Here is a 24884-nt window from a genome sequence, read left to right on the forward strand (position 1 = left end):
ATCGTTGCATTAGCATTTGAAAAATTGCCGTTCAGTTGGATTTGCGTGTTTATTGGTCTATCGATAAGTCCGAATTTTTGAAATCGCGGCGTTTATGAACCACTGTGACAACATAGGCTTGATTAAACTTAATTTGGTAAATGATTCTCCAAGAATGCACGCCGATTTCCCTTAATTCCTGTTGTTCAAACTCGGGCACTTTTTTACCGAGGTAAGGAGACACCAGCAGGCTGTCGGTTTTTTGTATCAATTCCCGGATGATGCGTTTGGCAGTAAGCGGTGAATCCTGCGCGATGTAATCATGAATGGCTTTGAGGTCTGTTCTGGCGCGAGGCGTCCAAATTACCATTGCTCGATTTCGCGTAGCAAGATCTCGCTGCTAATGCCCTTGCCGTGCTCTACATCTTCTAGCCCCTGATATATTTTGTTCAGAACGTAGAGCCGATACACGATTTCTTCAAAATCTACCGTGTCTGGCAATAGACTGATGGCGGCGATGGCTTCTTGCTTGGCGGTTTGACAGTGCGACATATTACCTCCAAAAAATTAAAATCAAGATTTAGGCGCCAATCGTATCAACAACTTCTCCAAAAACGCCACCTTATCCTCCATGTCCTTAAACGTGTTGGTAAAGCGCAATTTATCGGCGCCGTCGAATTTGTAGACCTGCGACTGGCTTTGGATCATCAGGATTAACTCGGCGGTATCGATTTGCGGCGTGGCGGTAAACACGATGCGGCCGCCGCTGGCGTGGGCTTCGATTTTCTTGATGCCCAGGTTAGCGGCGTGTTGCTTGAGTTCGGTGACCGCGAACAAGGCTTTGACTTGATCCGGCAACAAGCCGAAGCGGTCGATCATTTCGATTTTTAATTTGCGCAAATCGTCTTCGGTTTCGGCGCTGGCGATGCGTTTGTACAGCACCAAACGAGCGTGAATGTCCGGCAAGTAGTCTTCCGGGATCAGCGCGGCGATTTGCAAATCCACTTCCGGGCCGGTGTCTAGCGGCGCATCCAGTTCCGGTTGTTTGCCGGATTTCAAGGCTTTCACCGCGCGTTCCAGCAACTCGGTATACATAGTAAAACCGATTTCCTGAATCTGGCCGCTTTGCTCGTCGCCCAGCAACTCGCCGGCGCCGCGGATTTCCATATCGTGCGAGGACAGCATAAAGCCGGCACCCAGTTCGCCGGAGGTTTCGAAGGCTTCCAGGCGTTTGATCGCGTCCTTGGTCATCAAAGACTTGGGCGGCACGATGCAGTAAGCATAAGCGCGGTGATGCGAACGGCCGACCCGGCCGCGCAATTGATGCAACTGGGCCAGACCGAGCTTGTCGGCGCGGTTGATGACGATGGTGTTGGCGCTGGGAATGTCGATACCGCTTTCGATAATCGTCGTCGCGATCAATAGATTGAAGCGCTGGTGGTAGAAATCCAGCATGATTTGCTCCAGCTCGCGCTCCGCCATCTGGCCGTGGGCAATCTGAATGCGGGCATCCGGCACCAGTTCGCCGAGTTCGCGCATCATCTTGTCCATGGTCTTGACATCGTTGTGCAAGAAAAACACCTGGCCGCCACGTTTGATTTCGCGCTGGCAGGCTTCCTGGATTTGCGAGTCTATCCATTCGCTGACGAAGGTCTTGATGGCATGGCGGTTTGGCGGCGGCGTGGCGATGATCGAGATGTCGCGTAGGCCGGCCATCGCCATGTTCAAGGTGCGCGGAATCGGCGTCGCGGTCAGCGTCAGCAAATCCAGTTCGTAGCGCAGCTTTTTGAAATGTTCCTTTTGGGTGACGCCGAAACGGTGTTCTTCGTCGATGATCACCAGACCCAAGGCCTTGTATTTCATCTCTTTGGATAACAGCTTATGCGTGCCGATGACGATGTCGACCTTGCCGTCGGCCAGATCGTCGGCGATCGCGGTTTGTTGTTTGGCGGTGACGAAACGCGAGGTGACTTCGACGCGCACCGGCCAGTCGGCGAAGCGGTCGCGGAAGTTTTGATAGTGCTGTTGCGCCAGCAGGGTAGTCGGCACCAATACCGCGACCTGTTTGCCGCTTTGCACCGCGACGAAGGCCGCGCGCATCGCCACTTCGGTCTTGCCGAAACCGACGTCGCCGCAGACCACGCGGTCCATCGGTTGCGGCGCGGCCATGTCCTGCAAGATGGCTTCGATCGCGCTGAGCTGGTCCGGGGTTTCCTCGAACGGGAAGGCGGCGGCGAAGGCGTTGTAATCGCTGTTGTCGATGTTGAAGGCAAAGCCTTCGCGGGCGGCGCGTTTGGCGTGGATGTCCAGCAATTCGGCGGCCACGTCGCGGGCCCGCTCCATGGCTTTTTGCTTGGCCTTGCTCCATTGCTCGCTACCGAGTTTATGCAGCGGCGCGTTTTCGGCGCTGACGCCGCTATAGCGGCCGATCAGGTGTAGCGATGCCACCGGCACGTAAATTTTGTCGCCGCCGGCATATTCCAACATTAAAAACTCGGCTTCGATGCCGCCGACCGTCAAGGTCTGCAAGCCCAGATAGCGGCCGACGCCGTGTTCCTGGTGTACCACCGGCGAGCCGACGCTCAGTTCGTCGAGATTGTTGAAGATGTTTTCCAGCGCGCGGGCGGCGGATTTGGCCCGGCGCCGGCGTTGCTGGACTTTCTCGCCGCTGAGCTGGCTTTCGGTGATGATGGCCAGTTTTGGATCTTCAAGCCATAAGCCTTGGTCCAGCGGCGCGACGACGATGCAGGGCGAATCTTCGCCGCGTAAAAACTCCGGCCAGCTCTGTATCTGTTTGGCGCTCAGCTTGACGCTTTTTAGCTTGTCGATCAGGCCTTCGCGGTGGCCGGCGGTTTCGGCGACGAATAGTACCTTTCCGGAAAAGCCTTCGATAAACTGCCGCAAGCGTTGCGCGGGCTCTTTCAAGCGGCTGTCGATCGCGACATCGGGTAGAACCCTGCAATCGAGCGATTCGCCGTGTTCGGCTTGATTGTCCAGCACGATACGGCTGAAGCCGGCGATGTGGTGCTGGATTTCCTCGGTCGACAAAAACAAACGTTCCGGCGGCAACAACGGCCGGTCGACATCGTATTTGCGCTGCTGATAACGCTCGTCGGCTTCGTGGTAAAAGCGCTCAGCGTCGCCGGCGAAGTCGGCCGGCAACACGAATAACGCGGTCTGCGGCAAGTAGGCGAGCAGCGATTCGGTACGTTCGACGAACAAGGGTAAGTAATATTCGATCCCGGCCGGGGCGATTTGCTTGGAAACGTCGAGGTAGAGAGGGTTTTTTGGCGAGGCATTCGGGAACTGTTCGCGAAAGGCCTGGCGGAAGCGTTTAATCGCGTCGTCGCTAAACGGGAATTCGCGGGCCGGAAACAACTCGATCTTTGGCATTTTGTCTTGCGACATCTGCGTGTCGGGATCGAAGCTGCGGATCGATTCGACGTCGTCGTCGAACAGCTCGATGCGGTAGGGCTGTTTTGAGCCCATCGGAAATAAATCCAGAATCGAGCCGCGCACCGCGAATTCGCCGTGCTGGTAGACTTGCGACACACACTGGTAGCCCACCGCTTCCAGCTTGGCGCGAGTTAGCTCCAGGCTCAAGGTGCCGCCGACTTCGATCGCAAAACTGTGAGCGAGGATGTGCTCGCGCGGCGCCAGCCGGTGCATCAGCGTCGAGACCGGTACGATCAGCGCGCCGCGCTTGGTTTCCGGCAACAAGGCCAGCGTTCGCAGGCGTTCGGAGATGATTTCGGGTAGCGGCGAGAATACGTCGTAGGGTAGGGTTTCCCAGTCGGGGAATTGCAGGATGGGGTAGGCGTTGTCGAGAAAAAACGCCAGTTCGTGTTCCAGCCGTAGCGCGGTTTGAGTGTCCTGGGTGACGATAACCAACAGGCGCTTTTCCTGGGTAATCGCACTGGCCAGCGCTAGCGAGTCGCCGCAGCCGCTCAGGTCTTTGAAAGTTTGAGTGGCGGCGGAATCGGGTAGACTGGGAAGTTTGAGTGGCGAGCGAGTCATCGGTTATTGGCGGTGGAGAATGGCGAGGTGTGTGGCTGAAATTTGACGGTCGCGCTGGCCGCGCAAGTCGCCTGAAAAGTCTTGAGCGGAGATTGGTGGCTGGTATGCGCTTGAATCTTCGGAGGAGCGCCGACGTAAGAGCGAATCGACTGTCTGCCGATGATCTTGGCGCGCGCTAACCGATGTTTTTTTGTTGCCGCTCGATGTCTTGGACGTAACGTTGAATGCTGGATTCGAACATCTGCGAAACTTGGGTGAACTGGCAGCCGACCCGCTGCTGTTTACCGGCCGCTCCGGCCCGCATGGTGGCGATATCGCGGACCATGATGCCGACATTGGCGCGGCTGCCGTCGTTTAGATACAGCGCGCAATCGCCATGTTCGGCGCCCTGTTGCAGGAATTCGGAGAACTTGGTGTCGTTTACCAGCATCGCGAATCCGGAAATGCTCAGATCGGCCAACGGAAAAATCCCCGAGAGCGTTTGCGGATTGTTGTCTTCATCCACGGTGCGAAACTCGATTTCACAGAAACTGTTTTTATGCGAGAGCGGAATTTTTACTCGATAAAACTGGCGGCGCTGCATCCAAAATATCGCGTCCGGCAACGGCATCGCTAGAACCGCCATGCCGTTACGCTCGGTTTTTTTTATGGCTTTGCCCCGGAAAGAGACTTTGATACCGTCGAACTCGGTACGGAACAGGACTTTCGCCGAAGTCAGCAATTGTCGGTTCAGTTGCTCGTTGGGCGCGACATCGAGCGCCAGCAGATTGGCTTTCTGGTCGAGCTCGACGATGGTGGTCAAGAACGAAGCGTTGTCTTCGCCGAAATTCGCGGCGATGATGCACTTGTTTTTTACCAAGTCGGTCAAATGGCCATAAATCATTTTGGCGTTGCGAACGAGGTAGTCGGATTCTTTTTCCATTTACAGGGCTAAATAATGCGGTTTGACAGAAACGCTATTGTAAAATGCTCCGATTATAGCGTATGTCCGAGGAGAGTTGATGGGTTGGCTGTTGCTGTTGGCGGCGGGTTGTTCTGAGATCGTATTCGCGATCAGTCTTAAATTTAACGATGGCTTTACCAAGCTGTGGCCGAGCGTGGTGACCGGGATTTCCGGCGCCGGCAGTTTTTACCTGTTGATGTTGGCAATCAGAACCTTACCGCTGGGCACCGCGTACGCCGTTTGGACCGGTATGGGCGCGGTCGGCGTGGCGATCGTCGGCATTTTCCTGTTCAAGGAATCTTCCGATTGGATACGGTTGGCTTCGATTCTGTTGATCGTGATCGGCATCGTCGGCTTGAAACTGACCCATACCGAATAATGTTGCATATCGTGGCTTCCTCGCCGGTCAGGCCGGAATGGCTGGAGCGTATCGGCTCGGGCGATGACGTCGTGCTGTTGGATGCCGCCGCGTTGTCGGCTCGCGCCGGACATCGGGATAACCCGCTGTTGCAAAGCGTGCTGGATCGGGAATGTGGGGTTTTCGTGTTACGGGAATACGCCGAGGCCTGCGGACTTGCGCCGGACGCCGCGATGGCCGGCGTGGCCTGGACGGATTACGCCGGGTTGGTCGATTTGACGGTCAAGCATCCGGTGGCTCATACATGGCGTTGATAGTCGACGGTGCCGAATTGGCTACGACCGATGACGGATTTTTGCGGAGTGCCGATCTGTGGAATCGCAACGTCGCCGACGAATTGGCGCGTCTGGAAGGCTTGGTGATCGAAGAGGCGCATTGGGAGATTTTGCTGTTTATCCGCGATTACTATCGAAAATTCCAGCATTTGCCGAATGCCCGGATGTTCGCCGCCGCGGTACGCAAAACCCTGGGTGAAGAAAAAGGCAATAGCCGCTATCTGCAAAAATTGTTTCCGCAAGGCCCGTTGAAATACGCCTGCAAAATCGCCGGCCTGCCCAAGCCGCCCACCTGTTTATAGTGTTATCGAGAATGTCGAATGAGTAACCCCCGTGTTGGATTTATCAGTTTGGGCTGCCCGAAAGCCCTGGTCGATAGCGAGCAGATCTTGACCCGCTTGCGTAGCGAAGGCTACCAAGTATCGCCGAATTACAAGGATTCCGATCTGGTCATCGTCAATACCTGCGGCTTCATAGACGCGGCGGTCGAGGAGTCGCTGGACAGCATAGGCGAAGCGCTCGCTGAAAATGGTAAGGTCATCGTCACCGGTTGTCTGGGCGCGCGGCAGGACGAGATTTTGGCACGGCATCCGCAAGTGCTGAAAATCACCGGCGCTCACGCGACCGACGAAGTGGTCGAAGCTGTGCACGAGTATCTGCCGCCGGCGCACAATCCGTTCATGGACTTGGTGCCGCCGCAAGGGATTAAATTGACGCCCAAGCATTACGCCTACTTGAAAATTTCCGAAGGGTGCAATCACCGTTGTACGTTCTGCATTATTCCGTCGATGCGCGGCGACTTGGTCAGCCGGCCGTTGGACGAGGTGATGGTGGAGGCGGAAACGCTGGCTGCCGCCGGTGTTAAAGAGCTGCTGGTCGTGTCGCAAGACACCAGTGCTTATGGTTTAGACTTGAAATATCAAAGCCGCGATTGGCGGGGACGAGCTTACCAAACCCGATTCCAAGACTTGGCGGCGGCGTTGGGCGAACTGGATATTTGGGTCCGAATGCATTATGTCTACCCCTATCCGCACGTCGACGACGTGGTGCCGTTGATGGCGGACGGTAAAATTTTGCCGTATCTGGATATTCCGTTTCAGCATGCCAGCAGCAGGATCTTGAAATTGATGAAACGCCCGGCCGCCGCTGAAAACAATCTGGAACGCATCCGTGCGTGGCGGCGCATTTGTCCGGATTTGACGATACGCAGTACTTTCATCGTCGGTTTTCCCGGCGAGACAGAGCAGGAATTCGCAGAGCTACTGCAATTCTTGAGCGAAGCGCAAATGGACAGAGTGGGTTGTTTCGCCTATTCGCCGGTCAAGGGCGCGGCGGCGAACGCGTTGCCGGATGCGGTGCCGGAAGAAGTCAAACAGGAGCGATTGGCACGATTTATGGAGCACCAAGCCGCGATCAGTGCCGAACGTTTAAAGCAACGGATAGGCCGTCGTGAGGTGGTGTTGATCGACGAGGTTGTCGAAGAAGGCGCCGTGGCTCGCACTAAAAGCGATGCTCCGGAAATCGACGGTCAAGTGTTTATCGATGGTGCAAACCACCTGAGGGTCGGCGAATTCGTTGAGGTCGAAATCGAGGAAGCCGACGACTACGATTTGTGGGGTGCCTTACTCTAACGACGGAACGAGCCATCTCTCCGCGCCAAACGGTGCGGTTGGATGGATCGTGTTACAAGCAAATCGGCCGCAAATGAAAAAGCCGCTGGTCAGGCGGCTTTTTCAGTTCAATTTACAGCGGTGTTACGTTTTCCGCTTGCGGGCCTTTTTGGCCGTTGGTCACTTCCATCGTGACTTTTTGGCCTTCTTTCAGGGTTCTGCGGCCGGAACCGTTGATAGCGCTAAAATGGACGAATACGTCTTTGCCGCCTTCTTGCTCAATGAAGCCGAAACCTTTCTCGTCGTTAAACCATTTAACTTTGCCTTCTACTTGAACTGACATAAATCTCTCTTGCTAAAAAGTGCTTTCGCTGTTTGGAACTAGGGTTGGTGAATAAAGCGGGTAAGCGGAAAACAAAGTTTGTTGATCCTATTGCGAGCTTGAAAAGCGACAACGATACCGAGCTAAATCGGCTTCATTATACATGGCTATTCCAAGCGTTCCACAAAAATAGCAGGATTTTGCGTGTTAATGGATTATGACGATCGAGCAAAGAAATGAATATTCGTCAATCGGTTTGATGTACAGGGAGTGGTTTCTTATTAAGTAATTGAAATTTTTAGAAAACTGGGTGTTGGCCGCGTGTTGCCGAATTGGCCGCTCGGTTTACGGTAGGTTAAAAATAGTGGCTGTTTAATAAAAAATGCGCGGCGATACTGCCGGCGTAACCGAGCAGGATGACCGGCATCCACTTTAAATGGGCGCTAAAGGTGTAAACGCCCTTGACCTGCCCCATCAGGCCAACCCCGGCCGCCGAGCCGATTGCCAGCAGACTGCCGCCGACGCCGGCCGTCAGCGTGACCAACAGCCATTGGCCTTGGGAAATCTCCGGGTGCATCGTCAGCACCGCGAACATGATCGTGCCGTTATCGATGAAGGCCGACAAGATGCCGACGACGATATTGGCGATCGTCGGATCCATGCCGACATACAGCACGTCGGAAGCCATCGTTAAATAACCGATGAAACTTAGTCCGCCGACACTGACCATCACGCCGTAAAAAAACAAGAGGGTATCCCATTCCAAATTGGCGACGTTTTTGAACACGTCGAAGCGTTGATTTTGATTGGCCAACGGCAGTTCGACGTTGAATAATTTGTAAACGTGGGCAAAATCGCTGACTTTTTGTTTATCTTCGGTTTTTTGCAGGTAGTAGCCTAAAAACTTCAGATAAGTCAGTCCGGCCAGCATGCCGGCGGCGGGCGGCAGATCCAGGAAGTTTTCGAAACTGACCGCGGTAATGATCGTCAACAAGAACAACACCATCATCGTCAAAGCTCCTCGTTTCATTTTCGGAGCTTTTCCGACGGCGGCCGGGTGTTCGTTGGGTATCCAAAAATGCATCACGGCGGCTGGCAGCGCGAAATTGACGACGGCCGGAATGAACAGCGAATAGAAATCCACGAAGGGCACAACGCCGCTTTGCCAAACCAGTAATGTGGTGATATCGCCGAACGGACTGAACGAACCGCCGGCGTTGGTGGCAACAACAACATTGATGCAGGCCATCGTCATAAAGCGCTTATTATGCTTGCCCATTGCGACGATGACCGCGCCCATTAGCAGCGCGGTGGTCAGGTTGTTACACACCGACGACATAAAGAATGACATCACGCCGGTTATCCAGAACAACTTGCGATAACTGAAGCCCTTGCTGAGCAACCAGACACGTAGGTTGTCGAATACGCCGCGGCTTTCCATCGCATTCAGATAGGCCATCGACACCATGATAAACAAGAACAGTTCGGCGTAACTTTCCAGGCACGCACGGAAGGCGCGGCCGGCTTGTTCGCCCATCCCGCCTTGCACGTAAATCGAAGCAATGAAGGCCCAGATCAAGCTGGCCGCCAGCACCATCGGTTTGGACTTGTTCAGCTCGGTGATTTCCTCGGTCATCGCCAGCATGTACGCCAGCGCGAATATTGCGATCGACAGATAGCCGACCCAATGCCGAGTCAGGTTGAGGGCGACTTGGTTGGCATCGGCGTCAGCCCAGGCCAGTAGCGGTAGGAAAATTAACGAAATGGCAAGCAGGGTGCGCTGCAACACGTGTGAACTCCAATTTCAAAGGCTGTCGGCGAGGTGTCCGGCGCGGAATACTAAGGTTCGCGGCGCCTCGCGAGCGGTTCCGCCACCCGGTTCGGCGGGTGGCGGTGGGCCGAGCTGGATTGGCTCTAGCCGCGTTCGCTTTCCAACAAATAGGTTAGCCACAAGGACGACAATTTCTCCTGCACCGTATTTTGCCTCAATCGCGCATTCAGGTTGGGAAAGTCGACGTAATCCAGCGCTTGATCCTGGTTGTAGCAGGAATACATAAAGCTTTCCTCGCCGGTTTCCGGATCGACGTGTTTGCACATACATTGTGCGCAAACGCCTTTCATCATGCATTGCATCGGCGAATTGATCGAGCCGACGGCTTCGTGGCCTTCTTTCAGGTAAGGCTTCAATGCGCCGAAGCGGGCCGCCTTAACCGCCGCCATCATCCGGTCGGAACCGATCACGATCAAATGCTCGACATCCTGCAGTTTCAACGCGGTGTCGCCCAGTTGGCCCTCGGCATAGGCGATCATCGCTTCGACGATGTTGCCGACGAACGTTTTGTCCTGTGGACGGGTGACCGGAATCGCCTCGTTGCCCGGCAATTTATCGACCGCCCAGACGATGACGTCGGAAGCGTCCTCGATTTCAGGCACCTTGAACAAGTCGATGCGGTTGCGGTAGCCGGCAAAATACAACACCTTGTTGCCGGCGGCGCGCATGGCCTTGCCGATCGAGAACAATACCGCGTTGCCCAAGCCGCCGCCCAATAACAATACGGTTTTGCCGGTCGGGATTTCGGTCGGTGCGCCGGTGACGCCCATCAATACCAACGGATCGCCGGCCTTCCAGGTCGCACATAGACGGCTGGAGCTGCCCATTTCCAATGCAATCAAGGATACCAGGCCTTGGTCTTTGTCAACCCAGGCACCGGTCAGAGCCAAACCTTCGGCTGCCAGCGCGGTGCCTTCGACGACGGGCGCCAAGGACTCGTAGTTCTGTACTCGGTAGAATTGACCCGGCTCGAAGTTTTTCGCCGCCGCCGGAGCCTTGATCACGACTTCGATAATGGTCGGTGTCAGGCGGTTGACTTCGACGACATGGGCCAGGAACAATTCGTCGAGTCTATCCTGCATGGCCCGCCAGGCCGCGTCGCGCTCGGCTTGTTTTCCGGCATCCAGCTTGGCGATTTCGTTTTCGAACAGCTTGACGATATACGGATAACCGTCCTTGGCGCTGGCCATCGCTTTGACGACGTTGCCGGCATAAACCGGATGGTTGTCGCCGTAGAAGCTGATGTAACGGCCTTCGCTTTGGTACGAGGTAAACGGTGCGGGCTTGCCGACCTTGACTTGCGCCTCGTCGGCCATCGGTACCAGTTTGGCCTTGCCTTGCAGCCAGTCGGGTTCGTGGCGTTTGTAGAACTTGCCTTCCATCGCGAAAGTGCGTGGGTGTTCGGACTGGTAAATCGTATTCGGCGCGGTGCCGGCGGCGATAAACAGGCCGCGCAACGCGACTTCCTGTTCACCGACGGTGCGCCAACGGCCTTCCTGCAATTCCAGCTTCTCGAAGCGCACCGCTTTTAGGTGGCCGTAGTCGTCGTTGATGGCTTCCAGCGGACTCATGCCTTCGGCCAGATAAATCCCTTCCGACAGCGCTTCGTGGATTTCTTCGTGGTTTTGCCGATAGGCCGGCGAATCCTTGATGCCTTTGCGATAGAACATCGTCACGCCGCCCCATTGTTTCAGGAAGGGCAGGAAGTTCGGCGTTTCGCCGGCCGCCGCCGCGCGGGCGCGTTCGGCTTCGATCACCCGGCCGTGGGCTAGGAATTCTTCCAGGATTTCCAGTTCTTCCTTGTCGTAACGGCCGCGTACTTCGGCCTCGCCGTATTTGGCGACCAATTTGTCGTAACGTTTGGTGATTTTGCTGACTTGCAACGGATAGTAAGCCAGCAATTCGGTGGCGGTATCGATAGCGGTCAAACCGCCGCCGATCACGCCGGCCGGCATTCTGACTTGCAGGTTGGCCAGTGACGATTCCTTGGCCGCGCCGGTCAATTGCAAGCCCATCAAGAAGTCCGAGGCCTTGCGAATGCCGCGGGTCATGTTGTTTTTCAGATCGATGACAGTCGGTTTGCCGGCTCCGCTGGCGATGGCGATGTGGTCGAAACCCAGACCCCAGGCCTCGTCGATGGTGATCGTGCCGCCGAAACGCACGCCGCCGTAACATTTGAAGGCGCTGCGGCGCAGCAGGGTCAGGTAAATCACTTTCAAAAAATTCTTGTCCCAACGCACGGTGATGCCGTACTCGGCGACGCCGCCGAAGCCGAGCATTACTCGTTTATCCAGATCCTCGTAAAGCGCTTGGAAATCGATGATCGGTAACGGCGGATTGTCCCGGTCGCCGGTCAAATGCAAGGGCAGCGGTTCGATTTTCAACGCGTCGATGCCGACCACGCCGAAGCCTTCGTTGAGCAAATAATGCGATAGCGTGTAACCGGCGGGCCCCATGCCGGCCACCAAGACGTTTTTACCGTTGTAGGGCAGTGCGACCGGGCGCTTGACGTTGAGGGGGTTCCAGCGGGTCAACAGGCTGTAAATCTCGAAACCCCACGGCATGAACAGCACGTCGGTCAGGACGTTGGTTTCGATTTGCGGAATGTTGACGGCCTCGGTTTTTTGGTAAATGCAGCCGCGCATGCAGTCGTTGCAAATCCGGTGGCCGGTGCCTGGGCACATCGGGTTGTCGATGATGATCATCGCCAGCGCGCCGATGTTGTCGCCTTGACGCTTGACCAAGTGCATTTCGGAAATTTTTTCCTCCAGCGGGCAACCGGTCATCAACGAACCCAGGTGGTTGGCCTTGAAGGTGTTGTCTTTTTTGTTCTTGATGCCTTTCGAGCACGAATCATTGTCGCGATCGTGGCAGTAAATGCAGTGATCGATTTCGTACAGTGCCTGGCGTTGTTTGAAGCGCTTGTCGGTCAATGCAAAACCATCGCGGCGGCGGTGATGGTGTTCGTCGCAGGCCCAGACTTCGTAGCCGTCTTGCAAGACGCTGGCGTGCGCCACCAAGTTGTCCAGGTCGGTTTTTTCGGCGATCTTGAAGCTCAGCCATTTTTCGACGACGGCTTGCAGTTCCGGCACTTGTTTGGCGGCGAAGCTCCAGCGGCGGACGATGTCGAGCAGCGCGGCGGCGAAGGCGGCCGGGCCGTCGCTGATGACGGCCTTGCTCAATATCGGTGAATCGGTGACTTGTTGCTTCAATGCGGCAATGTCGGCATCGCTGAGATCGGCATTTTGGGTTAAACGCCAAAAGTCGGCGCCGAGCTGGCTGACCGCCAGTTCCGGATCGGTTGCATATAGCTCGGATCTGCCGGTTGCCGCCAGCAGGGCATCCAACTGTGCGCCGAGTTCGGCGATGTCCCAGTCCTCGATAGTCTGGCCTTTGAACAGTTTGGCCAAATTGCCGACGATTTGCGTGCGGTAAGTGAACACGCTGTCGAACTCGCCGCGAATCTTGTCGATTTGTTGATCGCGCACATCGCCGACGTTGAACAGTTTCGCGACGAAGGTGCCCACTAGCGGCGCCATTTTGACCAGAAGTTCCGAGATGTCCTCGGGCCTCATGCCCGCTCCGCCGCAGGCGCGGTAAGCCGCGATTTCCTTGAACAAGTTAGGATCGTGTTGCTCGACCGACAGGTCGAACACGGTCATCAGGTCGTTCAGTCGCCGACTGTCGTACAGGTCTCGATAGTCGAAACCGGGGATGCCTAAAGTGAGTTGAGTCAGGTCGCGGGTGTTTAACTGTTTGGTCATCAAGTGTTTCCGTGATAGTTCGCTTGAAGTGGAAAATCGTAGTCTGGCATCGCGGCCGTCGTCACGGCCGCGATATGGAGCGCGCCGTGGCGCTCCTTGCGTGGAATGTTTTACGGCAGTTGATCGACGGTTTCATCTTTTTCGGGCGGCATCAGGTCTTCCCGGGTCAAGCCCAGGCTTAACGCCAAGGAGCTGGCGATATAAATCGACGAATAAGTACCTTTGATGACGCCGATCAACATCGCAATCGCGAAGCCGTGTATGGTTTTGCCACCGAGGAATGCCAAGGCCAACAGGGTCAGGAATACCGTCAGCGAGGTCAGAATGGTCCGGCTCAAGGTGTCGTTCAGGGCGCGGTTGGTGATGTCGGCGATCGGTTCGCGGCGGCTGGTACGGACGGTTTCGCGAATTCGGTCGTAGACGACGATGGTGTCGTTGATCGAGTAACCGATCAGCGCCAGGATCGCCGATAGCACGGTCATGTCGAATTCCCAGCCGAACACCGAGAAGAAGCCCATCGTGATGATGGTGTCGTGGAACAGCGCGGCGATCGCGCCGACCGACAGCTTCCATTCGAAGCGTATGCTGACGTAGACCATGACGCCGACGAAGGCGAAGAACAGCGCCAAACCGCCGTCGTTGATCAATTCGTCGCCGACTTGCGGGCCGACGAACTCGACGCGGCGCAGCTCGCCGGCTTGGGCTTGACTGCTGTTGGCGACGGACAGGACTTTCTCGCTGAGTTCCTTTTGGCTGATGTTTTCGATCGGCTTTAGGCGGATCAAAATATCTTGCGAGCTGCCGAAATTTTGTAGGTTGGCGTCGGCGAAGCCTTGTTGTTCCAGGGTCGAGCGCATTTTGTCGATGTCGACCGATTGGTTGTAATGCATCTCGTAAACGCTGCCGCCGGTAAAGTCGATGCCCAAGTCCAGGCCCTTGACGAAAAACGAAATCAGAGAGATCAGGAACAGGGTGCCGGAGAAGAAATAAGCCAGCTTGCGCTTGCTGAGGAAGTCGATATGGCGTTCGGCGGTCATGACTAGGGTTTCCGATAATTGAAGTGGTGGCGGGGCCAATGCCGGACGGCGATGGCGCCCTCGGGCGATAAGGCTGGGAATTGTACTATTTTCTCCAGAAAGTGGGAGTAAAAAGCACGATCAGCGTGATAATTTCCAAACGTCCGAGCAGCATTGCCGCCGAGCAAATCCAGGTTTGAAAATCGCCGAGGCTCTGATAGTTGGTAGCCGGGCCGACTTGGTTTAGTCCGGGGCCGGCATTGTTGATGCACGCCAGAATCGCGCTTAACGCCGAGATCGCGTCCAGCCCGGAAAAAATCAGCGAAAAGGTCAGCACCACCACCGAGATAAAGTACATAAAGATAAAGGCCAGAACCGCGAAAATGATCTTATTGGGTATCGGCATGTCGCCGATCCGGATCGGGTTGATGGCCCTCGGATGGAGAATGCTGAACATCTCCCGGCTGGCCTGCTTCCAAAGCAGCAGTGTGCGAAACATCTTGATGCCCCCGCCGGTAGAGCCGGTGCAGCAGGTAATACAACTCAAATACAGCATCCACCAGGGGACGAACGGTGGCCATTTGTCGTAATCGACGCTGGCGAATCCGCAGTCGGTCGCGATCGAGACCAAGTTGAACGCCACGTGTCGCAAGCTTTCGAGAAAGGTGGAATACACACCGTTATCCCAAATGTACCAACTGCACAGCCAGATGCTAAACGCGACCAAGGCCAACATAGGCAACACTTCGGCATCCTGCTTGTAGGGCATTAGGCTTCCGAGGTGTACGGCCTGGTAATGCAGCGCGAAGTTCATTGCCGAAATCAACATGAACACGATCAAAACCAGTTCGATGGCCGGCGAGTCGTAATAGCCGACGCTGGCGTCGTGGGTGGAGAAGCCGCCCAGGCCCATTGCCGAGAATGCATGGCATATCGCGTCGAACCAACTCATTCCGGCCATTTTAAGCGAGGCGATGCACGCCAGCGTGATGCCGGCATAGACTAGCCACAGCAGGCGGGCGGTTTCCGTGATGCGGGGCGTGATTTTGCTGTCCTTGATCGGCCCGGCGATTTCAGCTTTGTAGAGCTGCATGCCGCCGATACCTAAAAGCGGCAGAATCGCCACCGCCAACACGATGATGCCGAGGCCGCCGATCCAGACCATTTCGTGCCGCCACAGATTCAGCGACGGCGCTAGCGCGTCCAGACCGATCAATATCGTGGCGCCGGTGGTCGTAAAGCCGGAAACCGTTTCGAAGAAAGCGTCGGTAAACGACAGGCCAGGGATGCCCCACAGTAGCGGTAGCGTTGCCGCCGCCGACATCAATATCCAAAACGAGGCGACCAGTAGGTAGCCGTCGCGGGTTTTAATGTCGCCGCGAAAGCGCATCGTCAGACCGGCCAGCACGCTGCCAAGGCCGATATTCAGCGACATGCCGCGGACGAAATGATCGGCCATGCCGTCGTCGAAGTAGAGCGAGGTGGCGATGGGCAGTGCGTAAGTCAGGCCGAAGACCATCAATATCAGGCCGAGTACGAATCCTAATGTACAAAAACGTTGCATAGTGCCCCGAGGTTGCCGGAGTGGGAACGGATCGATCATGGGTTGCCGGTAGCGCAAGGTCTTGCGCGACGCCGGGCGCGACCGTAAATTGTAGCAAACCTGGCGCGCGGCTAAAAATTCAATCGCCGCGCGCTCCATCGCGCCGGAAATTGCCAACCGGAGTCCGCCGGGATTGAAATCGCGCGAAGAAACCGTAGGCGATTCATTTGGTATAGCTTGCTCGGCCGGAGTCGAGCAACCATTGCTCGAATTGCTCCGCCGGCAAGGGAACGGTATACCAATAGCCTTGCGCGTAATCGCAGCCGGCCGCGGCCAGCAAGTCGCGCTGCCGTTCGGTTTCGACGCCTTCGGCGATGACCTGCATGCCCAGCGTGTGGGCCATGGCGATCATCGCCGCGCATAACACCCGGTCGTTCTCGTTGCTGTCCAGGTTGCGGACGAAGCTGCGGTCGATTTTCAGGAAATCGATGTCGTAGCGCTTCAGGTAGGCGAGCGACGAGTAGCCGGTGCCGAAGTCGTCGATCGCCACCTGGATGCCGGCATCGCGAAACAGTTGCAGCTTTTCGGCGACGATGGGTTTGCCGCCCAAGGTCAGGCTCTCGGTGATTTCGATCGTGACGCTGTCGCCCGGCAAACCGGCGTCGAGCAGAATTTGCAGCCAGTTCTTGTAAAAGGTTTGATCGGTCTGAAACTGTACCGGCGACTTGTTGACGCTGATCTGGAAATCGGGGCGAAAGCGCTCCCGCCATTCGCCGACTTGGCGGATCGCCCGCCGGAAAACCCAGTCGCCGATATCCAGGATCAAGCCTTGTTCTTCGGCCAGCGGGATGAAAATATCCGGCCCAATCAGGCCGCGTTGCGGATGTTGCCAGCGGATCAGCGCTTCGGCCTTGTAAACCGAACCGTCGCGCAGGTCGACGATGGGTTGGTAGTAGAGTCTGAGTTCGGCGTTGGCCAGGGCTTGGCGCAGGCCGTTGACGATGCTCAGTCGATTCAGCGCGACTTCGCGCATGTCCGAGGTAAAGTAGCTATAGCGATTGCGACCCTGGTGCTTGGCATCGTACATCGCTTGATCCGCATTTTTGCGTAAGTCGTCGAGCGCCTCGGCGTCGTCCGGGTAAAACGTGATGCCTATACTGGCCGAAATGTAAAAAACCTCGCCTTCCACATGAAAACTGGTCGCCAGTTTTTCCAGGATATGTTCGGCGATACGCGAAGTGGCGCTCGGCGACTCGATGTCTTCGAGAATCACGGTAAATTCGTCGCCGCCCAAGCGCGCGACCGTGTCGGTGGCGCGCACGCTGCCGCTCAGACGCCGAGCCGCTTCCTGCAGCAATTTATCGCCGATGTCGTGGCCCAGCGTATCGTTGATTTCCTTAAAATGATCCAGGTCGATAAACATCAAGGCCAGCGGAATGCCGCTGCGCTCGGATTTTTTGACGGCTAAACTGAGGTGTTCTTGAAACATCCGGCGGTTGGGTAGGCCGGTGAGCGGATCGAAATTGGCCTGGGTCCAGATCAATTCCTCGGCGCGCTTCTTTTCGGTGATGTCGGAGAACAGAGCCACACGCCGGTGCGGCGCGCCGGCTTCGTCGAAAATCGTATTGATCGTCAGCCACTCGGCAAAGATTTCGCCGTTTTTGCGCTTATTCCAGATTTCGCCCTGCCAGGAGCCGCAAGTGTTCAAACGATGCCACATTTCCTGGTAAAAGCCGGCATCGTGGCGGCCGGAATTGAGCATGCGCGGTTTTTTGCCGACCACTTCGTCCAGCCGATAGCCGGTCAATTCGGTAAAGGCCGGATTGATGTTCAGGATCGCCCCGTTGGCGTCGGTGACCATCATCGCTTCGCCGCTGTTTTGATAGATCAGCGAGGCCACTCGCATTTCGTCCTCGTTGCGCTTGCGTTCGGAGATGTCGCGAATGAATGCGGCAAATTCCCGGCCTTGCGCGGTTTCGACCAAGGTAACCGACAATTCCACCGCGAAATGCCGGCCCTGCCGATCGATCGCCAGGGTTTCGACGCGCATGTTCAGGCGGTTGGCGCCGGATGCCAGAAAGGTCCTCACGCCTTCTCGATGCTGCTGCCGATAAATCGGCGGCACGATGGTTTCCAACAGTTTCCGGCCCAAGGCCTGGTCCCTCGGCCAACCGAACATCGTTTCCGCCTGATGGTTCCAGCCGCTGATGGCCCCGCTTTCATCCATCAGCACGATAGCGTCCAGTGCGTTTTCGATGATCGCATCGAGCTTGAGTTGTTTTTCCAGGACCCGGTTTTCGCTGGCCAACAGTGCCGCCTGATAGGTCAGCTCGGCGATTTTGGCTTGGTGCTGGCGCAATTCGTCCAGTTGTTCGTGAATGATCTGATTGAGCAGGTCGATGTACTGGCCTTCGGTGTGCTTGACCACGTCGTGTTCGCCGACGGTGGCCAGCATGTCGCCCCGGTCGTCGACAACGACCAGGTGACGGACGCCGCGAGTCTGCATCAGTTGAACCGCGTCGATGACCAGATGCTCGGGAGACACGCTGAGCACCGGACTGCTCATCGCGTCGCCGACCAGCATATCGGCGGCTTGGCGGCGATAAAGGCGGACCATGTCGCGTTCGGTGACGATCCCTACCGGCTTGACGCCGTCGACGACGATCGCGCAACTGGCGCGGTTGGCGTGCATGCGGATGGCGGCGTCGCCGACGGTCGTGGTGCGGCGTAGCGACAGCACGTTGGTGTCCATGATGCTGGCGATCGTGCGCAGCCCGACGAATTCCTCGATCCCGCTGTGCCGGCGAAAATCGGTTTCAGTGACGATGCCGGTGAGCCGGCCTTCGTCGTCAACCACCGCCAGATGGCGTATTCCGTGCTGGATCAGCAGATGAACCGCGTCCCGGAAATCGGTGTCCGCTGGCGCGGTAATCAGTGGGGCGGCCATGAAATCGCCGACCGGCAACGCCAGATCGGTGCCGTTGCCGAGCAATTTGACCATGTCCCGTTCGGTGACAATGCCGAGCGGCATTTGCTGTTCGCCGATGACCAACGAGCTAATGCGGCGGCGCGCCATCATATCGGCGCAATCCGCCAGCGGTGTCGCGGGCGCGACTTGCACGACCTCCCTGGTCATCAAATCGGCAATGGTTTTTCGACTCATCCTAATCTCGTGGTGCCCTATGCGGTGTCAGGCCCGGCCGAGCCTTCCGCTATTTTAGCCCTTTCGCGCCGGATCGGGTTGTCACACAACCTTAAACAAACCTTCATTCCACTGTCACACGGCCAATTTAAGCTAGTCCCATCGCGTTAAGGACCAAATAACAAAAGGAAAAACGGTTTTCCAACGCCGTGCGGCCGTCGCGGTCGACACGCGCGGCAAAGTTGAGGGGGAAGGGCCATGAAGCTGATTTATTCGATACACAAATACGACGTTTCGTTATTTACCTGGCTGAACGGCGTCGGTGCGCACGCCAATTTGGTAGGTGTATGTCGATCGATTTCCAAGACCGGCGACGGCGTGCCGTATGTGATGCTGGCGATTTGGTTGTACTGGGACCAGGGCGGTCACGACCGGCTGCTACAAGCGCTGTTGCTGGCATTTTTGTTGGAGCGTCCGATTTATTGGTTGCTCAAAAACGGTTTCAAACGCAACCGGCCGCAGCAGGCGCTGCGCGATTTTCGCAGCACGATCAAGCCGTCCGACCAGTTTAGTTTCCCGTCCGGCCATACCTCGGCCGCTTTCATGGTGGCGACTCTGCTGGGCAATTTCCTGCCGACGCTGATGCCGTTGTTGTATCTGTGGGCGGCGTCGGTGGGGTTTTCGCGGGTAGTGTTGGGCGTGCATTTTCCGACCGATACGTTGATGGGGGCTCTGCTGGGCGTTGCCATCGCGATTTTTAGCTTAAATCAAACCTTATTATGAAAATATTTTACGGGGTGCAGGGGACCGGCAACGGTCATATCACCCGCGCCAGAGTGATGGCCAGGGAGCTTAACGCGGCCGGTTTCGATGTGACGTTTCAATTCAGCGGCCGGCCGGCCGACAAGTATTTCGACATGGAAGTGTTCAACGGCTACCAGCTCAAGGATGGCTTGACCTTCAATACTCACAAGGGTCAGGTCAGTTACGTTAAGACCGCGTTGCAAGCCAAGCCTATCCGCTTTGTCAAGGACATCGGCAGCCTGGACTTGAGCGGCTACGATTTGATCATCAGCGATTTCGAACCGGTGACGGCTTGGGCCGCCAAACGCCAGCGCAAGCCGGTGTTGGGTATCGGTCATCAATACGCCTTTGGCCACGACATTCCGCGGGCCGGCGGCGACCCCATCGCCGAGCGGGTCATGAAGTATTTCGCGCCCGCCGACATTGGTGTCGGCCTGCATTGGCATCATTTCGGCCAGCCTATATTGCCGCCCATCATTGAAACCCCGGCGTTTCCGCAAAGCGTGCAGGCGAACAAGATTCTGGTGTATTTGCCGTTCGAGGACATCGGCGAAGTGATGACGCTGCTGAGTCCTTTCGAAAATTACCAGTTTCATGTCTACGCGCCGGAGCCGATCGCCAGCCCCTACTCGCATATTCAGTGCAAACCGCTGTCTCGACAAGGCTTTCAAACCGATTTGTACGACAGTGCCGGCATCATCAGCAACGCCGGCTTCGAGCTGGCCAGCGAATCCCTGCAATTGGGTAAGAAGATACTGGTCAAGCCCTTGCACGCCCAGATGGAACAGATCTCCAACGCCGCCGCGTTGAAACAACTGGGTTACGGGCACACGATGTACAACCTGGACGCGGCGGTGATCGACGAGTGGTTGCGGCATCCGCACGCGGTGCATGTGACTTATCCGAACGTTGCCAAAGTCATCGTCGATTGGCTCAAGGACGGCATGCCGGCAATGGACGCCGACTTCACCGAACGGGTCTGGGAAAAAGTGGACGTGCTACAGGTCAGCTATTGATCCCGTCTTCAATCATCGCCTTCGCCGCTGGCGGTGCCTTTCAATTGCTGAGACAGCAACGTCTGCGCGCCGGTCGTGACGACTTCCTCGCCGGCTTGCAGGCCGGCCGTCACGAAATAGTCAAGACCGTCCGCCGCGTAGTCCAGCAACGGCCGCGCGCTGAAACGGTCGTCGGCCGCTTTGACGAACACCGTGGCTTGCCCCAAATGCCAGACCAGCGCGGAGGCCGGAATCCGCACGCCGGTCTGGCCGGTTTCGGCGCCGGGCAGCCAGGCCGTTAGCGGCGCGCCGTAGGGCAGGCGGCAGGCCCGACACAACATAAAGTAGCGGCGGCCCTGGCTGACCGGATCGACTTGCGGCGCCGGGGCGATGGCTTCGGCGGTCAGTTCGGTCTGGCGTTGGGCGTCGGCCTGAATTCGGGCCTTGCCGACGGCAAGATCGACGGGTGCGTCGGCCGGTAAGGTGATTTGCAATAGCTGGGCTTGGCCGGTCAGTAGCTGTTCGGCTTGCGGATGATTCGGGCGGGTGAACCAGTCGGTCAGCGTGACGCCCCAGGTCAGGCGGCTGGCGGCGGCGATCGCTTGTTGTTGGTAGCCGCTACTTGCCAGGCCGGATTTGTCGGCCTGCCACAGCGCTTGTTGTTCCTGGAGGCGGCGAGTGGAAACAATGTCTTGCCGGTGCAGGTCGCGGGTCCGGGCCAAGTTATGGGCCGATTCGTCGAATTTGGCCCGAGCGCTGTCCTGTTGGACTTGCGCGGCCAAATATTGCTGGCGGATTGCCAACAGCGGCTCCGGGTTCAGCGCGCTGCCGTAGGCCGAAAATTCGGAACGGCGCCGGCTGCTTTCCAGGCGACGGGTGACGATGCCGGCCAAACGTTGGCCGGACCGAGTCAGCGTCAGCGCCTCGGTGGTGGCGCCTGCGGCCGGGACCTGGCCGGGCTCGGCATCGTCCGGGTCGGTAGCCGCGGCGGCGCTGGCCGCGACCGAGGCAGCGAGCAGACAGGCCGGAATACGGAGATTGCGCATGATGTGATCGAGTGAATGTCTGAGAAACCGGCCGATTCGACGCCGGCGGATCGTCGAAATTATAAGGGTGCGCGCCAATGGCGCCCTGAATTTTTTGTTGTGTAAAAAAATTAGCCCGTTATGCTGTTGGGCTACCGTTAGGCTTTACAGGATATCGTCATGAGTGAAACGCCAGAAAACTTGAAATACGCGGCCACCCACGAGTGGGCCAAGCTGGAGGATGCCAACCTGGTTCGGGTCGGGATTACCGATTTCGCCCAGTCCGAACTGGGCGACATCGTGTTCATCGGCTTGCCGGAAGTCGGCAGGACCGTCAAGCAAGGCGAGCAATGCGCCGTGGTCGAGTCGGTAAAAACCGCGTCCGATCTGTACAGCCCGGTTGGCGGTAGCGTCGTCGCGGTCAACGACAGCGTGGCCGACGCGCCGGAGCAGGTCAACGACGCGCCGTACGCCACTTGGCTATTCTGCGTGCAGGCTGCCGATCCCGGCGAATTGGACGGCTTGCTGGACGCCGCCGCGTATACTGCTCAAATCGAGGCTTAGGAAACGGCATGGCCAATCAAAACGCAAAAGGATTGAAGCGCTTGGTGAATGCCTGCTTCTTCTCGATCGCCGGCTTCAAAGCCACCTGGCAACATGAGGAAGCGTTTCGCCAAGAGGTGGTTTTGTTCCTGGTGACTACGCCGCTGGCGATCTGGTTGGGGCATACCCCAATCGAAAAAGCCTTGCTGATCGGCAGCGTGGTGTTGGTGCTGTTGGTGGAACTGTTGAATTCGGCGGTTGAGGCCGTCGTCGATAGAGTCGGTTTCGAGCATCACGAATTGTCCGGCCGGGCCAAGGACATCGGCTCGGCGGCGGTGATGCTGTCGCTGATTTGGGCCGCCGCGACCTGGGCTCTGATCTTGTTGTAACGGCCGGACCGGTTCGGCCGGTTTGCTATCTTTGCCTTGTACCGGGCGCCAACATCCGGTACCTTAGCGCCCGCCGAAAAACGTTATTTCAAGGACAACAATGAGCGCACTTATCTGTGGATCGATGGCCTACGACACCATCATGGTGTTCCACGACAAATTCAAAAATCACATCCTGCCCGAGAAATTGCACATATTGAACGTGTCATTTCTGGTACCGGCGCTGCGCCGCGAATACGGCGGTTGCGCCGGTAATATCGCGTATAACCTGAAACTGTTGAACGAGGAACCGCTGATCATGGCCACGGTCGGCCACGATTTCGAACCCTACGCCCATTGGCTGAGCCAATGCGGCATTTCCAGTCGTTACATCAAGGTGCTGGACGACCATTACACCGGTCAGGCTTACATCACCACCGACGTGGAAGACAATCAAATCACCGCCTTCCACCCCGGCGCGATGAATTTCTCCCATCTGAACAGCGTGCCGTTGGCGTCCGAGATCAGCGTCGGTATCGTTTCGCCGGACGGCAAGCAAGGCATGCTGGAGCACGCCGAACAATTCGCCGAACTGGGAATTCCGTTTATCTTCGATCCCGGCCAGGGCATGCCGATGTTCGACGGCGACGAATTGTTGAAGCTGATGGATCTGGCCAATTACGCCACGTTTAACGATTACGAGTCGGAATTGATGCAACAGCGCACCGGCTTGAGTCTGGAACAACTGGCCGAGCGGGTCGACGCGTTGATCGTGACCTTGGGCGGCCAAGGGTCGAAAATTTATACGCGCGGCGAGTGCATCGACATCCCGTCGGCCCAGCCCAAGCAACTGGCGGACCCGACCGGTTGCGGCGACGCATTCAGGGCCGGCTTGTTGTACGGTCTGATGAACGACTACGATTGGGACGTGACCGGCCGGATCGCGTCGTTGCTGGGCGCGATCAAAATCGAGCACAACGGCACTCAAAACCACACCTTCACACTGGCGGAATTCAAGGCCCGTTACGAACAAACCTTCGGATCGACGTTTTGAGTTTAGCCAAAACCCAAGCCTTGCTGGCCTTGATGGCCCGGCTGCGCGACCCTGAGACCGGTTGTGCCTGGGATGTCAAGCAGGACTTCCGCAGCCTGATTCCCTACACGATAGAAGAAGCCTACGAAGTCGCCGACGCGATCGAGCGCGACGACTTCGACGATCTGCGCGGCGAACTCGGCGACTTGCTGCTGCAAGTGGTGTTTCATTCCCGAATCGCCGAAGAACGCGGCTTGTTCGATTTCGAGCAAGTCGCCGGCGCGATCGGCGACAAGCTGGTGCGCCGCCATCCTCACGTATTCGCCGACGCCAAATTCGACAGCGACGAACAGCGCCAGCAAGCCTGGGAAACCGCCAAGGCCGAGGAACGTCAACAAAAGCGGCCGGCCGACGCCGATGAAAGCGTGCTGGCCGGCGTCGCCCAAAGCCTGCCGGCTCTGGTGCAATGCGAGAAAATTCAAAACCGCGCCGCCAGTCACGGCTTCGATTGGCCGGCCGTCGAACCGGTGTTCGACAAGGTTCGCGAAGAATTGCAAGAAGTCCATGAAGCCTGGCAATCCGGCGATCAAGCTCACATCCACGAGGAAGTCGGCGATTTGCTGCTGGTGGCTGTCAATCTGGCCCGCCATCTGAAAGTCAATCCGGAAATCGCGTTGCGCGAAGCCACTCGTAAATTCACCCGCCGCTTCAATTTCATCGAACGCGAGGTCAAGGCCAGCGGCCGGCAATTGTTGGATTGCGAGCTGGCCGAACTGGACGCGTTGTGGAACGAAGCCAAGCGCCGCTTGCAAAGCCAATGAGTCGCTTGGCCGGTCCGATCAGGGGGGCGTGTCTCGCCGGGGCGCTATCGTTGGGGGTATTGGTGGCCGGGACCGTCCGCGCGGAAGTGCTGGGCACGATTTCCGAGGACTCGGCCCCGCCAACGGTGCCGGCCGAGAGCAGCGGCCGCGACGATCGGCGAATTGTTTACCGGGTCATTTGTACGCCGGAAGACCACGATTTACCTGATTGCGATCAATCCACTGTCGATGGCGGCGTTGTCCCGTCTTCGGCCAATGCGGTTGCGGTACCCGATTTACCGGCCGATGCCGAGGACGACGCCAAACTGGAGCGCGCGGCCGCCGAACCGGCGGCCGCCCATGCCCGAAAATCCGGCAAGTCTAAAAAAGCCGGAAAAAAGACCGCGGCCAAATCCAGCACCGGCAAGAAACGGCATCGCTAGCCGCCGAATCGGG

General features: G+C 57.1%; 22 protein-coding genes. 11 read left to right on the forward strand and 11 right to left on the reverse strand.

Annotated elements, in window-relative coordinates:
• Window positions 1–49: 49 nt before the first annotated feature.
• From ACQE3E_RS02980 to ACQE3E_RS02995, 4 genes are all read right to left on the reverse strand, one after another.
• Entirely contained in the window at window positions 50–349 is a 300-nt protein-coding gene (locus ACQE3E_RS02980; protein ID WP_064031596.1) for a type II toxin-antitoxin system RelE/ParE family toxin, read from the reverse strand.
• Complete coding sequence (locus tag ACQE3E_RS02985; RefSeq protein WP_313729126.1) at window positions 343–531, reverse strand: hypothetical protein; 189 nt, start codon at window positions 529–531, stop codon at window positions 343–345. The genes ACQE3E_RS02980 and ACQE3E_RS02985 overlap by 7 nt, the downstream gene beginning before the upstream one ends.
• Window positions 532–552: 21 nt before the next feature.
• Window positions 553–3996: a transcription-repair coupling factor gene (mfd, locus tag ACQE3E_RS02990; protein ID WP_313729125.1), complete on the reverse strand. Its 3444-nt coding sequence runs from the start codon at window positions 3994–3996 to the stop codon at window positions 553–555.
• A 175-nt stretch (window positions 3997–4171) separates the two neighbouring features.
• The gene (locus ACQE3E_RS02995) at window positions 4172–4918 is read right to left on the reverse strand and encodes a flagellar brake protein (RefSeq protein WP_313729124.1); all 747 of its coding nucleotides are present in this window, start codon (window positions 4916–4918) and stop codon (window positions 4172–4174) included.
• A 79-nt stretch (window positions 4919–4997) separates the two neighbouring features.
• Here ACQE3E_RS02995 and ACQE3E_RS03000 point away from each other — a divergent pair, with 79 nt between their 5' ends.
• Genes ACQE3E_RS03000 through rimO form a run of 4 tightly spaced genes read left to right on the forward strand, consistent with a single transcriptional unit; the run spans window position 4998 to window position 7263 of the window.
• Window positions 4998–5318, forward strand: a complete 321-nt coding sequence (locus ACQE3E_RS03000) for a DMT family transporter (RefSeq protein ID WP_064031592.1) — start codon at window positions 4998–5000, stop codon at window positions 5316–5318.
• The gene (locus ACQE3E_RS03005; RefSeq protein ID WP_064031591.1) at window positions 5318–5611 is read left to right on the forward strand and encodes a DsrH/TusB family sulfur metabolism protein; all 294 of its coding nucleotides are present in this window, start codon (window positions 5318–5320) and stop codon (window positions 5609–5611) included. Before ACQE3E_RS03000 ends, ACQE3E_RS03005 begins: the two co-directional genes overlap by 1 nt.
• Entirely contained in the window at window positions 5602–5934 is a 333-nt protein-coding gene (locus tag ACQE3E_RS03010) for a TusE/DsrC/DsvC family sulfur relay protein (protein ID WP_313729123.1), read from the forward strand. Before ACQE3E_RS03005 ends, ACQE3E_RS03010 begins: the two co-directional genes overlap by 10 nt.
• Before the next feature lie 18 nt (window positions 5935–5952).
• A complete protein-coding gene (gene rimO / locus ACQE3E_RS03015) occupies window positions 5953–7263 on the forward strand; it encodes a 30S ribosomal protein S12 methylthiotransferase RimO (RefSeq protein ID WP_313729122.1) in 1311 nt (436 codons plus the stop codon).
• 112 nt (window positions 7264–7375) lie between these two features.
• Here the strand turns inward: rimO and ACQE3E_RS03020 are convergent, their stop codons facing one another.
• From ACQE3E_RS03020 to ACQE3E_RS03045, 6 genes are all read right to left on the reverse strand, one after another.
• The gene (locus ACQE3E_RS03020; protein ID WP_054760518.1) at window positions 7376–7585 is read right to left on the reverse strand and encodes a cold-shock protein; all 210 of its coding nucleotides are present in this window, start codon (window positions 7583–7585) and stop codon (window positions 7376–7378) included.
• 334 nt (window positions 7586–7919) lie between these two features.
• Window positions 7920–9209 (reverse strand): sodium:proton antiporter NhaD, encoded by a 1290-nt coding sequence (gene nhaD / locus ACQE3E_RS03025; protein ID WP_409521103.1) that lies wholly within the window; start codon window positions 9207–9209, stop codon window positions 7920–7922.
• Between the two features lie 269 nt (window positions 9210–9478).
• Window positions 9479–13159 carry a pyridine nucleotide-disulfide oxidoreductase gene (locus ACQE3E_RS03030; RefSeq protein ID WP_313729121.1) on the reverse strand — a complete coding sequence of 1227 codons (3681 nt, stop codon included), beginning with the start codon at window positions 13157–13159 and terminating at the stop codon, window positions 9479–9481.
• A 110-nt stretch (window positions 13160–13269) separates the two neighbouring features.
• On the reverse strand, window positions 13270–14196 hold the full coding sequence (secF, locus tag ACQE3E_RS03035) for a protein translocase subunit SecF (protein ID WP_064031587.1): 927 nt from the start codon (window positions 14194–14196) through the stop codon (window positions 13270–13272).
• A gap of 85 nt (window positions 14197–14281) precedes the next feature.
• Window positions 14282–15739 carry a TrkH family potassium uptake protein gene (locus ACQE3E_RS03040; protein ID WP_064031632.1) on the reverse strand — a complete coding sequence of 486 codons (1458 nt, stop codon included), beginning with the start codon at window positions 15737–15739 and terminating at the stop codon, window positions 14282–14284.
• 202 nt (window positions 15740–15941) lie between these two features.
• A complete protein-coding gene (locus ACQE3E_RS03045) occupies window positions 15942–18881 on the reverse strand; it encodes an EAL domain-containing protein (RefSeq protein WP_313729120.1) in 2940 nt (979 codons plus the stop codon).
• A gap of 237 nt (window positions 18882–19118) precedes the next feature.
• Here ACQE3E_RS03045 and ACQE3E_RS03050 point away from each other — a divergent pair, with 237 nt between their 5' ends.
• A complete protein-coding gene (locus ACQE3E_RS03050) occupies window positions 19119–19643 on the forward strand; it encodes a phosphatase PAP2 family protein (RefSeq protein WP_071155866.1) in 525 nt (174 codons plus the stop codon).
• On the forward strand, window positions 19640–20680 hold the full coding sequence (locus ACQE3E_RS03055; protein ID WP_313729119.1) for an MJ1255/VC2487 family glycosyltransferase: 1041 nt from the start codon (window positions 19640–19642) through the stop codon (window positions 20678–20680). Before ACQE3E_RS03050 ends, ACQE3E_RS03055 begins: the two co-directional genes overlap by 4 nt.
• 8 nt (window positions 20681–20688) lie before the next feature.
• Here ACQE3E_RS03055 and ACQE3E_RS03060 read toward each other — a convergent pair whose 3' ends face one another.
• A complete protein-coding gene (locus ACQE3E_RS03060) occupies window positions 20689–21705 on the reverse strand; it encodes an efflux RND transporter periplasmic adaptor subunit (RefSeq protein ID WP_313729118.1) in 1017 nt (338 codons plus the stop codon).
• A 159-nt stretch (window positions 21706–21864) separates the two neighbouring features.
• Between ACQE3E_RS03060 and gcvH the strand changes: the two genes are divergently transcribed.
• From gcvH to ACQE3E_RS03085, 5 genes are all read left to right on the forward strand, one after another.
• A complete protein-coding gene (gene gcvH / locus ACQE3E_RS03065; RefSeq protein WP_064031582.1) occupies window positions 21865–22248 on the forward strand; it encodes a glycine cleavage system protein GcvH in 384 nt (127 codons plus the stop codon).
• Window positions 22249–22256: 8 nt separating this feature from the next.
• A complete protein-coding gene (locus tag ACQE3E_RS03070) occupies window positions 22257–22616 on the forward strand; it encodes a diacylglycerol kinase (RefSeq protein ID WP_064031581.1) in 360 nt (119 codons plus the stop codon).
• Window positions 22617–22716: 100 nt separating this feature from the next.
• The gene (locus tag ACQE3E_RS03075; protein ID WP_064031580.1) at window positions 22717–23649 is read left to right on the forward strand and encodes a carbohydrate kinase family protein; all 933 of its coding nucleotides are present in this window, start codon (window positions 22717–22719) and stop codon (window positions 23647–23649) included.
• The gene (gene mazG / locus ACQE3E_RS03080; protein WP_313729117.1) at window positions 23646–24449 is read left to right on the forward strand and encodes a nucleoside triphosphate pyrophosphohydrolase; all 804 of its coding nucleotides are present in this window, start codon (window positions 23646–23648) and stop codon (window positions 24447–24449) included. Before ACQE3E_RS03075 ends, mazG begins: the two co-directional genes overlap by 4 nt.
• Window positions 24446–24871, forward strand: coding sequence for a hypothetical protein (locus tag ACQE3E_RS03085; protein ID WP_313729115.1), 426 nt, complete (start codon window positions 24446–24448; stop codon window positions 24869–24871). The genes mazG and ACQE3E_RS03085 overlap by 4 nt, the downstream gene beginning before the upstream one ends.
• The last annotated feature ends 13 nt before the right edge of the window (window positions 24872–24884 follow it).

The sequence above is a fragment of the Methylomonas sp. MED-D genome, from assembly GCF_050276835.1.
In the GTDB taxonomy this organism is placed as follows: domain Bacteria; phylum Pseudomonadota; class Gammaproteobacteria; order Methylococcales; family Methylomonadaceae; genus Methylomonas; species Methylomonas koyamae_A.

What these genes read in the sequence shown, in the direction of transcription:
- ACQE3E_RS02980 (WP_064031596.1), bottom strand. Translation starts at nt 349, where the DNA reads ATGGTAATTTGGACGCCTCGCGCCAGAACAGACCTCAAAGCCATTCAT.
- ACQE3E_RS02985 (WP_313729126.1), bottom strand. Translation starts at nt 531, where the DNA reads ATGTCGCACTGTCAAACCGCCAAGCAAGAAGCCATCGCCGCCATCAGT.
- mfd (WP_313729125.1), bottom strand. Translation starts at nt 3,996, where the DNA reads ATGACTCGCTCGCCACTCAAACTTCCCAGTCTACCCGATTCCGCCGCC.
- ACQE3E_RS02995 (WP_313729124.1), bottom strand. Translation starts at nt 4,918, where the DNA reads ATGGAAAAAGAATCCGACTACCTCGTTCGCAACGCCAAAATGATTTAT.
- ACQE3E_RS03000 (WP_064031592.1), top strand. Translation starts at nt 4,998, where the DNA reads ATGGGTTGGCTGTTGCTGTTGGCGGCGGGTTGTTCTGAGATCGTATTC.
- ACQE3E_RS03005 (WP_064031591.1), top strand. Translation starts at nt 5,318, where the DNA reads ATGTTGCATATCGTGGCTTCCTCGCCGGTCAGGCCGGAATGGCTGGAG.
- ACQE3E_RS03010 (WP_313729123.1), top strand. Translation starts at nt 5,602, where the DNA reads ATGGCGTTGATAGTCGACGGTGCCGAATTGGCTACGACCGATGACGGA.
- rimO (WP_313729122.1), top strand. Translation starts at nt 5,953, where the DNA reads ATGAGTAACCCCCGTGTTGGATTTATCAGTTTGGGCTGCCCGAAAGCC.
- ACQE3E_RS03020 (WP_054760518.1), bottom strand. Translation starts at nt 7,585, where the DNA reads ATGTCAGTTCAAGTAGAAGGCAAAGTTAAATGGTTTAACGACGAGAAA.
- nhaD (WP_409521103.1), bottom strand. Translation starts at nt 9,209, where the DNA reads ATGCTGGCGATGACCGAGGAAATCACCGAGCTGAACAAGTCCAAACCG.
- ACQE3E_RS03030 (WP_313729121.1), bottom strand. Translation starts at nt 13,159, where the DNA reads ATGACCAAACAGTTAAACACCCGCGACCTGACTCAACTCACTTTAGGC.
- secF (WP_064031587.1), bottom strand. Translation starts at nt 14,196, where the DNA reads ATGACCGCCGAACGCCATATCGACTTCCTCAGCAAGCGCAAGCTGGCT.
- ACQE3E_RS03040 (WP_064031632.1), bottom strand. Translation starts at nt 15,739, where the DNA reads ATGCAACGTTTTTGTACATTAGGATTCGTACTCGGCCTGATATTGATG.
- ACQE3E_RS03045 (WP_313729120.1), bottom strand. Translation starts at nt 18,881, where the DNA reads ATGAGTCGAAAAACCATTGCCGATTTGATGACCAGGGAGGTCGTGCAA.
- ACQE3E_RS03050 (WP_071155866.1), top strand. Translation starts at nt 19,119, where the DNA reads ATGAAGCTGATTTATTCGATACACAAATACGACGTTTCGTTATTTACC.
- ACQE3E_RS03055 (WP_313729119.1), top strand. Translation starts at nt 19,640, where the DNA reads ATGAAAATATTTTACGGGGTGCAGGGGACCGGCAACGGTCATATCACC.
- ACQE3E_RS03060 (WP_313729118.1), bottom strand. Translation starts at nt 21,705, where the DNA reads ATGCGCAATCTCCGTATTCCGGCCTGTCTGCTCGCTGCCTCGGTCGCG.
- gcvH (WP_064031582.1), top strand. Translation starts at nt 21,865, where the DNA reads ATGAGTGAAACGCCAGAAAACTTGAAATACGCGGCCACCCACGAGTGG.
- ACQE3E_RS03070 (WP_064031581.1), top strand. Translation starts at nt 22,257, where the DNA reads ATGGCCAATCAAAACGCAAAAGGATTGAAGCGCTTGGTGAATGCCTGC.
- ACQE3E_RS03075 (WP_064031580.1), top strand. Translation starts at nt 22,717, where the DNA reads ATGAGCGCACTTATCTGTGGATCGATGGCCTACGACACCATCATGGTG.
- ACQE3E_RS03085 (WP_313729115.1), top strand. Translation starts at nt 24,446, where the DNA reads ATGAGTCGCTTGGCCGGTCCGATCAGGGGGGCGTGTCTCGCCGGGGCG.